Annotated in this window: 10 protein-coding genes; 7 read left to right on the forward strand and 3 right to left on the reverse strand. The window is 37.4% G+C overall.

Annotation, left to right across the window (positions count from 1 at the left end):
* Positions 1-613: 613 nt before the first annotated feature.
* From GD597_RS03935 to GD597_RS03965, 7 genes are all read left to right on the forward strand, one after another.
* On the forward strand, positions 614-2,059 hold the full coding sequence (locus tag GD597_RS03935) for an alpha/beta hydrolase (RefSeq protein WP_171606521.1): 1,446 nt from the start codon (positions 614-616) through the stop codon (positions 2,057-2,059).
* 9 nt (positions 2,060-2,068) lie between these two features.
* The gene (locus tag GD597_RS03940) at positions 2,069-3,847 is read left to right on the forward strand and encodes a T9SS type A sorting domain-containing protein (protein WP_171606522.1); all 1,779 of its coding nucleotides are present in this window, start codon (positions 2,069-2,071) and stop codon (positions 3,845-3,847) included.
* 310 nt (positions 3,848-4,157) lie between these two features.
* Entirely contained in the window at positions 4,158-5,663 is a 1,506-nt protein-coding gene (locus GD597_RS03945; protein WP_171606523.1) for an alpha/beta hydrolase, read from the forward strand.
* A gap of 15 nt (positions 5,664-5,678) precedes the next feature.
* Entirely contained in the window at positions 5,679-7,487 is a 1,809-nt protein-coding gene (locus tag GD597_RS03950; protein WP_171606524.1) for a T9SS type A sorting domain-containing protein, read from the forward strand.
* Between the two features lie 516 nt (positions 7,488-8,003).
* Positions 8,004-9,509, forward strand: a complete 1,506-nt coding sequence (locus tag GD597_RS03955) for an alpha/beta hydrolase (RefSeq protein ID WP_171606525.1) — start codon at positions 8,004-8,006, stop codon at positions 9,507-9,509.
* A 39-nt stretch (positions 9,510-9,548) separates the two neighbouring features.
* The gene (locus GD597_RS03960) at positions 9,549-11,339 is read left to right on the forward strand and encodes a T9SS type A sorting domain-containing protein (RefSeq protein WP_171606526.1); all 1,791 of its coding nucleotides are present in this window, start codon (positions 9,549-9,551) and stop codon (positions 11,337-11,339) included.
* A gap of 165 nt (positions 11,340-11,504) precedes the next feature.
* Complete coding sequence (locus GD597_RS03965) at positions 11,505-11,951, forward strand: DUF4258 domain-containing protein (protein ID WP_171606527.1); 447 nt, start codon at positions 11,505-11,507, stop codon at positions 11,949-11,951.
* A gap of 5 nt (positions 11,952-11,956) precedes the next feature.
* Here GD597_RS03965 and GD597_RS03970 read toward each other — a convergent pair whose 3' ends face one another.
* The 3 genes from GD597_RS03970 to GD597_RS03980 all read right to left on the reverse strand — a co-directional run bounded on the left by GD597_RS03970 (position 11,957) and on the right by GD597_RS03980 (position 15,004).
* Positions 11,957-13,555 (reverse strand): ATP-dependent DNA ligase, encoded by a 1,599-nt coding sequence (locus tag GD597_RS03970; RefSeq protein ID WP_171606528.1) that lies wholly within the window; start codon positions 13,553-13,555, stop codon positions 11,957-11,959.
* A 5-nt stretch (positions 13,556-13,560) separates the two neighbouring features.
* Positions 13,561-14,625: a ligase-associated DNA damage response exonuclease gene (locus GD597_RS03975; protein ID WP_171606529.1), complete on the reverse strand. Its 1,065-nt coding sequence runs from the start codon at positions 14,623-14,625 to the stop codon at positions 13,561-13,563.
* A 220-nt stretch (positions 14,626-14,845) separates the two neighbouring features.
* The gene (locus GD597_RS03980) at positions 14,846-15,004 is read right to left on the reverse strand and encodes a hypothetical protein (RefSeq protein WP_171606530.1); all 159 of its coding nucleotides are present in this window, start codon (positions 15,002-15,004) and stop codon (positions 14,846-14,848) included.
* Between the last annotated feature and the right edge of the window lie 107 nt (positions 15,005-15,111).

The raw sequence follows: 15,111 nt of genomic DNA on the forward strand, positions 1-15,111 counted from the left end.
CGGGTTGTAGGCTGCACCGAAGGTGCCACAAGCATCGATTAACACTTTGAAATTGGCGAGGTTTACGGCATGGCCGGTTTCTGATTTACTTGCCATTGTATTATTATTTAAAGGTGAATCCCCGAAGGGGAAAAAGGTTTACGAAATAAAACTAAAAAGATTTTTTTGAAAAAAATAGCGTGATTTATCACGATTTTTTGGCGTGATAAATCACGGAGTGCGTGAAAAATCACGGGGAATATATTGAGGTGTTTTGGGAAATGGGGTGCTTGATTACAGGAATAAGAGATTGGAATGTAAGGACACGAACCTTGGGAAGGGATTATGCATATTTTTTATAGTAGCTTTTAATTATTGTTGGGCAGGCGAACAACAATGGCAAGAAAAGCCATATAGCAAGGATGTGTTTATTCCTGCTACTAAAACTCTAGCACTATCATTTATAAATGATATTCATGAAAATTTAATCTGCATCAATATTAATTTGTAAATTTTATTCCTACTTTACAACATCATTTGTTTACCCAAACCAAGTTTGATAAGAATGAAAGAAGAGTAATACCCCTCATATTCATTTAATAGTATCTTTTTTTCACAGTAACTCTTTAACCTTATGATTAAATTATTTCTTCTCCTTATAACGTTGCCTTTTAGTTTGGCTTCCATTTACTGTCAAGGTTTTTGGGACTGTAGTAGAACTTTTGAATTACCAAATGCGAATACTACAATAGGGCATAGCTATAATAAATATTATGGCAAAGGAAATATAGGGGATCCTATTACGAACTTTACTGATGTCACTTACCAAATGGATGACGTAGTATTTGAAGATGATGGTACTACTATAAAATGCGAGGCTGGACCTGATGCTTGCTACAATAATGATTTAAACCCTTATGAGCCTTATTTTAATGGTTATGGGTCATTACGCTATGACGTTTATTACCCTTTGGTAAATGGAAGCCCTGTATTATACAATTTACCTGCAGTAATTCTTTTTCATGCAGGAGGCTATGCAGAGTGTTCGAATAAAAATTTACCAGGAATTTCTAAAATGTGTGAGGAATTCGCTTTACGTGGCTTTATTGCTTTTAATGTTGAATACCGAAGAGGAAGAATGTTAGATCTCGATGACCCTACATACACTTCTGTTCAACAAGAATTAGCAATATACCGTGCTTGTCAAGATGTAAGAGGTGCAATTCGGACAATTTTAAAAAGACAGGATGAACATTTTGAAAATTCTCTTTATAGGGTTAATAAAAATCAAATTTTTATTGGGGGAATGAGCGCTGGTGGATTGGCAGCAATGAACGCTGCCTATTATACAACTGATGCAATGATTGCAGAAACTTTCCCTACTATAGGAATTTATTCAGCTCAACAAATAATGGGTTCTATAAATGCAGATTACTATTATGGAGAACCAAGTATAGAATTCCAACCTAACATAAAAGGGGTTTTAAGCATGTGGGGTGCTATTTCTTTACCCAAAAGATTTAATTTAGTTAACAATCAATCTTCTTTTTTTGCTGGAAATACTTACAACCCACCTATGATAGCATTTGCTGGAGCGAAAGATCAAGTCTTTCCTTTAAAGCCAAGTACACTCAAACAACAAGTATTTTTTTCTTCCAGTTTGACAACAAGCCCAATTTACAATAGTGAAAGTAGGTGTTTGCCTTTCAATCCACCTTTTAGCCCTTATTCACTGGAGAATAATGCTGCTAGTGTCGATTTAGTTACAGGTAGTACCGCTAATATGTACAAGATTCTTAAAACATTAGGCGTAAGAACTGAATTGAATGTTGATTGCGAAATGAAGCATGGTCTTGATAACTTTAGCGACTTCGGAACAGGTAATGCAGACCCTGATTTTATAGAGACATACATGGTTAAAAGGTCTTGTATTTTTTTTCAGGACATAATAAATAATGTTATCAATTCACCTTCTAAGACAACTTTATTTATTGAATGCGAAAATACACGTGGGCCCTGCGATCCAAATTATACAGGTTGTGGATCAAATTCATGTCCTTCAAATTTTACAATTGATTAAATTTTTTTTATGAGAACTTTTTTATTAATCGCTTTTGCTAATCTTACTTTTTTTATTTGCTATTCACAAGCTGGCACACTTAATGAAAATTTTGGAAACAAAGGCACAATGGTGGATAATCTATATATTGGCGGTTGTAAGTCAGTAATATCATTAAAAGATGGAAGATTTATTGGTGCAGGAAACGGTTTTCTCAATAATGTGGGAGGTTTTTTAATAGCACGTTATTTCGAAAATGGTGTAGTAGATTCATCCTTTGGATTAAAGGGTAAGACACTAGTAGATTTTCGTTTAGGTACTGAGAGCCTTGTATCTGCTGAATTGCAGTCAAATGGAAAAATAGTTGCAGCAGGCAGTTATAGTCCAACTTCAATTACCCAAATAGGATTAGCTCGGTTACAAGTTGATGGCACTATTGATAGCTCTTTCGGAATAAATGGCATGGTTACTTTTCATTTTGGCTTAGCCTCAAACAAAATATTTATTAGAGACGTAGCTATACAGGCCGATGATAAAATTCTACTAACCGGAATGAGCAGAAAAAACGATAACGACATCTCAACCTCATTTATCACCCGCTTTTTAAAAGACGGTGCAGTAGACGAAAGCTTTGGTGACAAAGGAACAATTCAAACAATCTTTGATGATGAGATTGAAATTAAAGCAATTGCTATTCAGGATGATGAAAAAATATTATTAGGAGGAAATTCTGGCTATTTAAGTGGGCTCAGTCAATTTCTTATGATTCGCTATTTGCAAAATGGAGAAATTGATAAAAGCTTTGGGATTGAAGGCATTACAAAAAAAGGATTTGATAAAATGGATAGCCGTATGAACGATTTAATAATAGATAAAACTGGAAAAATTTTAACAGGCGGGTTTACTTTAAACAATGAAGCAAAAGAAAATATAACAATTGTAAGGTTCACTAATAATGGATTTATTGATAACACTTTCGGTGAGAATGGCATAGTTGTTACTAATCTTGAAAACCAATCAGCTATTTCATCATTTTTAATACAAAATGATGGAAAAATAATAGGAGCTGGTAATTATGATCTCACATCAGATTCATCTAAATTTCTTATTGTTCGTTATAATGACAGCGGCATAATAGATTCCGCGTTTGGAGAAAATGGGTTTACTTATACTGCAATTGAAAAAAGTGCGTCTTGTTTTGATGCAACATTGCAAGCAAATGGAAAAATCATTTTAGGCGGGGGAATTCTAACAATTTTAAACGAAACATACTTTGCATTTGCTAATTACAATGGCGATGACCCCGAAAAAAACAAATACGTCCGCATAAAACACTGGCTGCACCACCACGGCATTACATGGGAGGATAAACCCAATAACTTAATTAATTATTACAGCATACAAAGCAGCACCAATGGCAAGGCTTTTACAGAGGTGGCACGTATATATAGTAACCACAATGGTGGCATACAAACCTATAGTGCGGCCAACAATGCTACTGCCAATTACCGGGTAGCAGCCGTAAGCAATACAGGTAATATTACTTACAGCAATACACTTAGTTTAGTAAACACTACACCCACCATACAACTCTACCCCAACCCCGCCAAAAACAACCTGCAAATACAGGGCTTACCCGCAGGCACAACAAAACTTAGGGTAACAGATATAACCGGCAATACCAGAATAATAGCCAGCGCTAACAGCACGGTATACAGTATAAATATAGCGCAGCTAACAAGCGGCAACTACCTGCTAAATATTAAAACCGCAAATGAGGTAATTACTAAGCAGTTTATAAAGGAATAAAAGTAATCAAAGGGTAAGCGTTAATAAGGCTTTTACAACCTGCTTCATATTGATATAACCGCACAAGTGTGCGACGCAGAATGAGAAATTGGAAGGTTAGGACACGAAACTTGGGAAGAGATTATACATATTTTAAAATTGCGTTTAATTATTGTTGGGCAGGCGAACAACAATGGCAAGAGATTTTTTCCAAAAGGCATATGTAGCGGGCTATTAATAGTAGAAATAATATAAAATTTTAATCTAGTATTAGTAACATATTTATCAATTCTATGCCTAATTTTATAAAACACCAACTTTAACTACCTATATGAAAAAGATGCCCTTAATCTTCATTCTTTCAATAAGCATTTGTTATAATCTTAAAGCGCAGGATAGTTCAATTGTCGCAAATATTTGCAGCAATTTTGGGTCTGCTTTCTGTTCACTTGATTTACGAAGCAGTCAATTTACAATTGATTCTATGGTAGGCGTAGATACAGTAGTTTATGGTCTTGCTACAATGCCTGCTGATTATAAGGATGTACGATATAGCGCAAATAGTTGTGGAGTGGGTGGTTCAACCATTTGCCAAACAGATCCTAAAATATCACTTTACTATCAGGTTTATTATCCAAAGAAAAAGGGAAATGTCACCATTAATTACAATAATTGTAAGTTTCCCGCACTCATTCTTTTTCATGGTGGCAGTTATGATGAATGCGGCAGCTTATATAACCCTGGAATAGTTTTTCTTGCAAATGAATATGCAAAGAGGGGCTTTGTAGTTTTTAATGTTGAATATCGAAGGGGTGTTTTAATAGATACTCGTTCTGATCCCACAACAGGTATCGGATATACCACTGCACAACAAATGTTAGCTATATACAGAGCAAGTCAAGATGCCCGTGGTGCAATTCGAAGTATTATAAAGCGACAACGATTTCATGTGGAGTCTTTTCCTACCGATCCTTATCAAATAGATACTACCAAACTATTTGTTGGCGGAGTAAGTGCAGGTAGTGTAATTGCCATGAATGCTGTCTATTATCAAAAACAAATTATGATTGACGCAGCTTTTCCCGGTATTAATGCAGCTTTAGGTTCTATTAACCAAAATTTTTATTATGGGGACACAACAATAAATTTCGCACCGATTGTAAAGGGTGTCTTTAATATGTGGGGTGCTATGTTGATACCCAAAGGCCTGCAAAATAATCCAAAACTTTTCTTTGCAAATAATGATTACATGCCGCCAATAATATCTTTTTGCGGTAAAGACGACCAAATTTTTCAATTTGATGGGGAGCTTGTATATTTTTCTCCCAGTGCTCCAAATGCGTTGGGTTATCTTAACACTGAAACGAATTGTTTATTAACGAGTAGTTATACGGTGCCGGGGACTGATGCGAATTCGGATTTATTTCAACTTGGTTCATCAAACATTTATGATATGTTCAGAGAAATGACCATTTCCACTGAGTTTTATTTAGACTGTACTATGATGCATGGTCTTGATGATGATTGTATTTTATGTGGGGGATCGACAAAGAATAAGATTAGAGATGCTGATCACACTTGTGTGGCTTGTGTTTTTGATAGTGATTTTGGTACAGGACTTTTAAACTCTGACGATGTAAATGTATACATAGTTGGAAGAGGTGCTACTTTCTTTCAAGGTGCTATGGGTACTGATGTTCTAAATAATTTACTTATAACCAAATTTGTTGAATGTAAAAATAATCGATACGGTTGTGATACAACAAATGCAAATGCCTGCCCTTATACAACTGTTGAAGGACAAGATCAGTTCGACTGTATTGATTGGGAACAATAACAAAAAAATATTAATATGATAACAAGTTACTTTTACTGTAAAAAACTAGTTGTAACACTTTTTACATCTACGTTACTATTTATAAGCTTTTATCCTTTTGCACAAACCGGCAGCCTAGATACTCGATTTGGGCAACAAGGCAAAGTGATTACTTATTTTAATGGTGTTTTTGTTGATATGCGTGCATCAACCCTTCAGCCCGATGGAAAAATATTATGTGTTGGTGGGTATACCACAACAGAGCCAAGTGGCGGGTTTATTATAGTTCGTTATTTGCAAGATGGAGAAATAGACTCTTCATTCGGGGATAACGGTAAAGTATTTACAGATTTCGGGTATGATTATGAACTAGCTACTGGCATTGCTTTATCAAGTGATAACAAAATTATTGTTGGCGGGTATGGGTCAATAGGGTTTCTAAATATTAAATATGATGTATTGGTCTCAAAGTATAAAATGAATGGTAGCCTGGATTCAACTTTTGGTAACAATGGAAAAACAATTAAAAGCTTTGGCTACGATGAAAATATTTACTCGACAATTATTCAAGACGATGATAAGATTGTGTTAAGTGGTAATACAACAAGCGATTTATTAGTATCAAGATTTAATAGTAATGGCGAAGCTGACCTATCATTTGGTGTAAATGGGGCAGTAACTACTGATTTTTTTGACCGGGAATTTGGACGTTCCTCAGCAATTCAAAAAGATGGTAAAATTTTACTTGCCGGATTTAAAAATTTATCACATCCTCAATTTATTATGGATAGATATTTATCTAATGGCCAACTTGATTTATCATTTGGTAATCAAGGTAAAGTTGTAAGAGATATTCCAGGAGGCGATGAGCGGATATATAGCATCGGATTACAAAGAGATGGTAAAATAATAGTAGGTGGTGTTTCAGGGGTTACTCTTTCCGCATCCAATGAAAATATTACACTTTTGAGATATAATATTGATGGAACCTTAGATGCAAGTTTCGGGGAAAGCGGAATGATTATTACTTCTTTTGAAGGCGTAAATACCAGGGTTCAATCAATATTGATAAGTCCTGATAATAAAATTACAATAGTTGGAACTAGTTATGAAAAAGATAGCTATGGTGCCTTGGATTTTGTTCTTGCTAGATATAGTGAAAATGGAAATATTGATTCTAGTTTTGGAATTGATGGTAAAGTAATTTCAGATTTTGGTGGTTTTGAAACAAATGCAACTGGTCTATTGCAGCCTGATGGGAAAACAGTTGTAACTGGCATGACAACAAACCTTATAGAAACAGAATACAAATTAGCATTAGCCCGTTACAATGGCGATGACCCCGACAGAAATAAATATGTCCGCATAAAACACTGGCTGCACCACCACGGCATTACTTGGGAGGATAAACCCAATAACCTAATTAATTATTACAGCATACAAAGCAGCACCAATGGCAATGCCTTTACAGAAGTAGCACGTATATTTAGTAACCACTATGGGGGCATACAAACCTATACAGCAGCCAACAATGCTACCGCCAATTACCGGGTAGCAGCAGTAAGCAATACGGGCAATATTACCTATAGCAATACACTTACTTTAACCGCTACACCCACCATAATACTCTACCCCAACCCCGCCAAAAACAACCTGCAAATACAGGGTTTACCCGCAGGCATCACCAAACTTACGGTAACAGATTTAAGCGGCAACACCAGCATAATAGCCACCACCAACAGCACGGTATACAGTATAAATATAGCGCAGCTAACCAGCGGCAACTACCTGTTAAATATTAAAACCGCCAATGAGGTAATTACTAAGCAGTTTATAAAAGAATAAAAGTAAGGCCAGGGACACATACTATTTCACTATTTATTCAATGTCAGCCCCAAAGAATTATTTGTATGGCAGCATGATAATAAGGCAAAAGGTACGCCGCAAGATCCCTGCAGGTAATACACATACAACCCATGACCGATACCATACAGGCATTACAACATGTATCGGAAGCCTAAATAAAAAAGTTAATGGAACACTTGCGGCAGCAAAAGTAAATATAGCCAAACGGCCTGTAGCCGGTTCACAAACCAACATGTTACAATAAAACAATTTTGGACCCGGTTATAGTCTTACTATGCAGCATCATTGCATCGCACTCTTGTACAGTTAGATACCGTATGTTGAATGACAAAAAATAGCAAACATCGTTAAATGAAGTATAATGCAAATAGTTGTAAGATATTATTTTTCCAACTTTTTGGGTAATTATATATTGGAAATTTAATATACATATTCAAATTTGTTATCTTATTTTTATTTTATTAATAATACTACCTATTCTAACCCACACTTATTATGAAAAAACATTCTTCCAGTTTTTGTAAATATGTTTTTACAAGTTTATTTTATTTACTAATATCAAATACTTTAATAGCGCAGTGGGATGAAATTGGTAGTTGCAATATTGCAAATCAGCTTTGTGGATTTGATTTAACCAACCCTATTCCTGGTTTAACAATTGGTGTCAAAAATGGCAGTAATGCAGTTGTGTATGGAGTTAATCCCAATGGATTTAAAGATGTTCAATATGGACTTGAAATGCAAAAGAGTTGTAAAGTATCTGGGGCTAATGATGCTTGTTTTACAGATCCTTCTGTTTTGAAGTATTATGTATATTATCCCACAAATTATCCAAATTATCAAACATGCCCATTGTTACCGGTTATTATGGTACATGGTGGTTCTTACTCGGATTGTGGCGATATTGATAATCCTGGTATTGTTTACATGTGCAATGAAATAGCAAAACGTGGATTTGTAGTATTTAATGTTGAATACAGAAGAGGAGTCTTGCCAGACAGAAATGTTGTTCCAGGATTCCCAGATTTGGAGTATATCAGTGCTCAACAAGAATTAGCAGTTTATAGAGGAATTCAAGATATAAGAGGTGCAATACGTAGCATTGTAATGAGAGAAAGACTCCTTGCAACTGCAAGTGATTACAGAATTGATACAAATAATATATTTATTGGTGGCGTAAGCGCAGGTAGTATAATAGCATTGCAAACAGCCTATCAGCAAAGCCAAACTTCACAGTTAGATGTTGTATTTCCAGGTATATCCACTGTTTTAGGATCAATTGATCAGAATTATTATATAGGCAACACAACTGTTGATATTTTCCCAAAAATACGAGGTGTTTTGAATATGTGGGGGGCTCTAACTATTCCTTTGAATAAAGTCAATAACCCTGCAAACTTCTTCTTGTCTAATATTTCACGGCCTCCTGTAATTTCTTTTCACGGTGACCAAGATCATGTTGTTTGGCCAGATACTGAACCCCTTTATTTTTCAAGAGATATAGTTGATCCCTCTCAATTTAATGTAAATTTTGGACGCGAAAGTAGATGTTTGACAAATGGAGGAACTTACGTTTTACCCGGAGATTACACTACCCCAGATTTAGCTACGATTGGTTCAAAAAGCATTTACACAATGTTAAAAGGGGCTTCAATTCCTACAGAACTTTATACAGATTGCCAAATGGAACATGGACTTGATTGTCAACCAGGCACGCAAGGCTGCGCAGCTGTTACATTTGATAGTGAGTTTGGAACACATTATACTAATGAAAACGATGTTAATAGTTATATAGCTGGACGTGCAGCAACCTTCTTTGTAACAGTTGCTAAATATTTAAATAATAATAAATTTCAAATGAGCAAATTTGTTGAATGTAGAAATGATAGGCATGGTTGTACTCTTAATGCTAACAATAAATTAGATGATTTGAATTCTTGCACAGCCTATACCCCCGCAACTCAGGATGATTACTCATGCTCCGACATTTTAAATCCATAAATTATAAACTACATGAAAACTCTTAATAAATTTAAAAATATGAGTAACAGTTTTTTTTATACGATAGTATTTTTATTTATCAGTCTAAGCAGTTTGTCACAAGAGTCTGGCACTATAGATTACTCCTTTGGTAAAAATGGTAAAGTAATTACTATGCAAAAAGATGCGGGTCTATTTATTTATACATCGACTACACAATCAGATGGAAAAATTTTAATAGGCGGATATCGGGGCATTTTAGAGGTTTCAGATTCTTTAAATGAGGGTTTTCTTATAATGCGCTATCAGGAAAATGGAATATTGGATTCTTCATTTGGAATAGATGGTATGGCCATTGTAAAATTTCCAGGTTATTCATCTGCTACGGTTAAATCTCTTGCTATACAATCAGACGGAAAGATATTAGCTACAGGTAATGGAATTATTGGCTTCCCAATTGGTAATACAAATGCATTGATTGTACGATTAAAACCAAATGGGACTATTGATTCAACTTTTCGTGATGCGGGAAAGTATATTTATGATTCAAAACAAGGGAATGATTATTTTGATAAAATACTTATAAAAACTTCTGGTGAAATTTTATTTTGCGGGCAAATAGCTTTTAAGGCTGTACTTTTTTATCAATTATTACCTACGGGAGATATAGATACTAAATTTGGAAATGATGGAGTTGTTTTAGATCAAGATAAAAATTTCAATGTTCGTGATGCAGCATTTCAGCATGATGGAAAAATTATAGTAGGTGGCAACTATGGATTTGGGGGGAATTATAAAATGTATTTGGGGCGATATTTGCCAGATGGAGATATTGATGAAAGTTTTGGCTCTACGGGTAAAACTATTACAAATCTTGATGGAAGTTCGGAAGAAATATGGGGTGTTGGAATTCTGGAAGATGATAAGATTATAGCATCGGGTAATAGCGGTGGGCTTTTCGACCAAATTGCGACAGTTGTTAGATTTTCTAAAGATGGCGTTCTCGATCAAAGTTTTGCAAATCTGGGAGTCGTAAATACTAAATATAGCGATGGTCAATCTTCTGCAAAAGATGTTGTTATACAAAATGATGGAAAAATTTTAACAGCAGTTTTTTATCATAATGATATTTCAGGCTTTGGATACTTTGCCACTAATCGTTACAATGCTTCAGGAACTCTTGATTCTTTGTATGGAAACGGTGGAACAACAATAACGGAAGTCAGCACTCATGACTTTCCAACAACTATTAATATATTGAAGAATGGGAAAATATTAATATCTGGTAACACTAATTTTTCCTCCTTAACAAGTGCTGCTCTTGTAAGATATAATGGAGATAAAGAGGAAAAGATATGGTATGTAAAAATAAAACACTGGCTGCACCACCACGGTATTACCTGGGAGGATAAACCCAATAACCTGATTAATTATTACAGCATACAAAGCAGCACCAATGGCAATGCATTTACTGAGGTAGCACGTATATTTAGCAACCACAATGGTGGCATACAAGCTTATAGTGCGGCCAACAATGCTACTGCCAATTACCGGGTAGCAGCCGTAAGCAATACAGGTAATATTACTTACAGTAATACACTTAGTTTAGTAAACACTACACCCACCATACAACTCTACCCCAACCCCGCCAAAAACAACCTGCAAATACAGGGCTTACCCGCAGGCACAACCAAACTTACGGTAACAGATATAAGCGGCAACACCAGAATAATAGCCACCGCTAACAGCACGGTATACAGTATAAATATAACGCAGCTAACAAGCGGCAACTACCTGCTAAATATTAAAACCGCAAATGAGGTAATTACTAAGCAGTTTATAAAAGAATAAAAGTAATCAAAGGGTAAGCGTTAATAAGGCTTTTACAACCTGCTTCATATTGATATAACCGTACAAGAGTGCGACGCAAGTAAAGCCAAATAACTGTTCAATTGCCCGGTACAAAATGGCTCTAGCTTTTTTTGCGGTGTTTGGCCAACCCATTATCTTTATTGCATGATGAAAAAAGCAGTTCCTTTTATACTATTGGTGGTACTGGCCGTGGCGGCTTTGTTAATTAAACAATGTAATACACCTACGGTTAGCCCAACGGTAAAACCGGTAGTAAGTAATAAAAAGAAAACAACTTCTAATAATAACAATACCGCAGTAGTACGTGGTTTAAACCGTAACCCGGCGCATATTAATTATAGTAAACATGCCCGTTGCCGTATGGCCTGCCGACATATTGATGAAAGCGAAGTGGAGCAAATTTTACAGGAGGGCAAAATTAATTATACCAAAAGTGAGCTGGACGGCGCCGATTGTAAAAAGAAATATGCCGTAGAAGGCCTTACCCGCGATAAGCAAAAAGTGCGTATTATTTTTGCCCCCTGCAGCGATGAGGTTACCGTGGTTACGGTAATTGATATTGGCAAAGAGTGGCCCTGCGATTGTGAATAGATGGCTTATTTGCCGTAGGTAAGCAATAGATTTTTTAAATCCTGCAGGGTATTTATTTCATCGGCTTTTTTGTCCTTACGCCACCGGTGCATGCGGGGAAACCTAAGCGCCACACCGCTTTTATGGCGGTTGCTGGCTGCTATACCCTCGAAGGCAATTTCAAATACCAGCTCGGGTTTTACGGTTCTTACCGGTCCAAATTTTTCTATGGCATTGCGTTTAACAAAAGCATCTACCTCGTTAAATTCTTTATCGGTAAGGCCTGAGTAGGCTTTGGTAAAACTTACCAGCTTGTCGCCATCTTTTACGGCAAAAGTATAATCAGTATACAGGTTGCTGCGGCGGCCATGCCCTTTTTGGGCGTAGATTAATACCGCATCAATAGTAAGTGCATCTATTTTCCATTTCCACCAGTCGCCCACTTTTCTACCCACCTGGTAGGGGGCCGATTTTCTTTTTAACATCAAGCCCTCGGCCAGCATGGCACGGGATTGTGTGCGGGTTTGCACCAGGCTTTGCCAATTGGTAAATGGGATTACCGGAGATATTTGCAGGGTAGGGTGTTGTGCATTTGCAATAATGTTTTCCATCAGCAGCCGGCGTTGAGCCAGTGGCAAATGCCTAATATCCTGTGCTTCATGTTCCAGCAGATCGTAGGCAAAAAATGCAATGGGTGCATCCTGCAATTGTTTTTTGCTAATGTTTTTGCGGCCTATACGTGTTTGTAAAATGGCAAAAGGCAAGGGTTTGCCGTTTATAGCGGGAATTATTTCGCCGTCCAGTACTATGCCATTAGGTAGTTTATCCAGCAGTGCCTGGTATTCGGGAAATTTGTCCGTCATTAGTTCTTCGCCCCGGCTCCATACAAATAATTCGTTATTGCGTTTAATCAATTGTCCGCGAATACCATCCCATTTCCATTCGGCCTGCCATTCTTCGGGGCTGCCCAGGGTTTCGGGGGTTTGTTCCAGGGCATATGCCAGGTAAAAAGGGTAGGGTTTGGAAAAATCGGTGGTAACAGATTCGGCACTTAATAAATTCTCGTAGGTAGTGGTGGCAGGGTTCCAGTTGCCGCTAATGCGATGCGCAATGGCGCTGGCCGGTATTTGCATGGTTTTAGCCAATGCATTTACCATCATTTTTTGCGAAACGCCAATTCTAAAGCCACCAGTAAGCAGTTTGTTAAAAACAAAGCGTTCATCGGTATTCATTTGCAGCCAGCATTGGGTTACAAAAGCCTGTTTGGCGGCTTCATCAGCTTTTTGTAAATCAATAATCTGTTCCAGGTATTCGTGCAGGTGTTTGTGGGTATGGGTGGTATTGGTGGGCGGCGGCAACAAAAGGGCAATGGTTTCGGCCAAATCGCCGGCGGTATGGTAACATTCCAGAAACAACCAATCGGGTATACTGGCCAACGCACAACACCATTGTTGCAATACACCGCTACTGGCCATTCTTTTGGGGCGGCGGCCACTAAATAAGGCAATTACCCATACCTTATCTTTAGTCGGTGCCGTAGTAAAATAGGTGGCCAATGCCTCCAGCTTTTCATTGGTTTTTGTAGCCGTGCCCAGTGTATGTACCAGTAAAGAAAATTGTTGCATGCTGCTTATTGCTGTGTGGTAATAGTGGTGTTAATGGCATCTGTTGCAGAGTTAGCATTTTCGTTTTCCTCTTCGCCATTGCCATAGGCGGTTTTTACTTCTGCGCTCCAAATGCCCTGCTCATTCAGGTAACGGCTAAGTGCCGACTGAAAGCCATGGGTAACAAAAACTTTTTCTGCACCGGTGGAAGTAATGGCTGCTAATAAACCTTTCCAGTCGGCATGGTCGCTAAGTGCAAATCCCATATCGGTATTACGGCGGCGGGCATTGCCCCTCACCTGCATCCATCCGCTGCAAACGGCGGTGGAGTAGGGTTCCATCTTTTTCATCCAGCTGGTGCCTTCGGCTCCGGGCGGGGCAATTACAATAGCGCCTTTTAATTTTTCGCGGAGTGTTTCTGGTGTGATTCTCTCCACCTGCGGAAAAGCGATACCTGTTGCTGCCAATGCCATTTGCATATTCCAAATGGCGCCATGCAGGTAAATGGGTTCGTTAAACATAGCCAATGCCTGCAATAACCTTTGTGCTTTGCCCAGGCTATAGGCAAATAAAATACTGGTGGTTTTTTTGGCTTTATTGTTTTGTACCCATTGTTGTATTTGAGTATACATGTCGTGTTGTGGCAGCCAGTTATAAATGGGCAGGCCAAAAGTAGATTCAGTAATAAATGTATTGCACCGTATGGGTTCAAAAGCGCCGCTAATACCATCGTTTTCTGTTTTATAATCACCGCTAACTACCCATACTTCATCCTGGTGGGAAACCCTTATTTGCGATGACCCAATCATATGCCCTGCCGGATGCAGGGAAATGCTTACGCCATTAATACGTACCACTTCATTCCAGCCAATGCTTTGATAATGGTTATTGCCCAAACGGGCTTCTAATAAGGGTTTGGTAAAATGATGACATAAATATTGTTTGTTCCCGTTTTTTGCATGATCGCTGTGGGCATGGGTAATCACCGCTTTATCTACAGGCCGCCAGGGGTCAATATAAAAATCGCCGGCGCTGCAGTACAGTCCACGATTGGTAAAAGAAATTAATGGCGTGGTGTTGGCTTTTGGCATGTATAAAAATTAGCTGTGGTAAGTTAATTGTTTTATATAACCCAGAAGAGGGTAAATAGTTAAAACATAAAAATGTTAATGGGCCCGGCTGTAGATTATTACTGAGGCTTTACTTGCGTCGCACTCTTGTAAGGTTGGATACAATGGCGGCAGAAAATGGGAAATTAAAATAGAAGTTTGTAAGCAATGTTATTGGCAGTTGTTTTAAGTACTTGTATTGTTAGGCAACACTAAGCCATAAAAATATAATGCCAAGCACTACAACGGTAACAGCTGCCATTATAGCTGCCAATACAAATGGGTGTACGGCAATATTAGACTTTACCGATTTGCTTTTTTTATGTTTGGCAGCTGTATCGTGTTTTATTGGCTTTAGCATAGTATAACCATTGTTAAACTAAGATGGCTAAATAACAGGTTTCCATAGTTTGCCATTAAAAAGTATTGTTTGACTGTGTTTTACTTTTACACATCGCAATTCTATAT

Source organism: Limnovirga soli, from assembly GCF_013106755.1.
Taxonomy (GTDB): Bacteria; Bacteroidota; Bacteroidia; order Chitinophagales; family Chitinophagaceae; genus Limnovirga; species Limnovirga soli.

Bases quoted from the DNA above. Each gene is read 5' to 3' on its own strand.
- GD597_RS03935 (WP_171606521.1), top strand. From the start codon at position 614: ATGATTAAATTATTTCTTCTCCTTATAACGTTGCCTTTTAGTTTGGCT.
- GD597_RS03940 (WP_171606522.1), top strand. From the start codon at position 2,069: ATGAGAACTTTTTTATTAATCGCTTTTGCTAATCTTACTTTTTTTATT.
- GD597_RS03945 (WP_171606523.1), top strand. From the start codon at position 4,158: ATGAAAAAGATGCCCTTAATCTTCATTCTTTCAATAAGCATTTGTTAT.
- GD597_RS03950 (WP_171606524.1), top strand. From the start codon at position 5,679: ATGATAACAAGTTACTTTTACTGTAAAAAACTAGTTGTAACACTTTTT.
- GD597_RS03955 (WP_171606525.1), top strand. From the start codon at position 8,004: ATGAAAAAACATTCTTCCAGTTTTTGTAAATATGTTTTTACAAGTTTA.
- GD597_RS03960 (WP_171606526.1), top strand. From the start codon at position 9,549: ATGAGTAACAGTTTTTTTTATACGATAGTATTTTTATTTATCAGTCTA.
- GD597_RS03965 (WP_171606527.1), top strand. From the start codon at position 11,505: ATGATGAAAAAAGCAGTTCCTTTTATACTATTGGTGGTACTGGCCGTG.
- GD597_RS03970 (WP_171606528.1), bottom strand. From the start codon at position 13,555: ATGCAACAATTTTCTTTACTGGTACATACACTGGGCACGGCTACAAAA.
- GD597_RS03975 (WP_171606529.1), bottom strand. From the start codon at position 14,625: ATGCCAAAAGCCAACACCACGCCATTAATTTCTTTTACCAATCGTGGA.
- GD597_RS03980 (WP_171606530.1), bottom strand. From the start codon at position 15,004: ATGCTAAAGCCAATAAAACACGATACAGCTGCCAAACATAAAAAAAGC.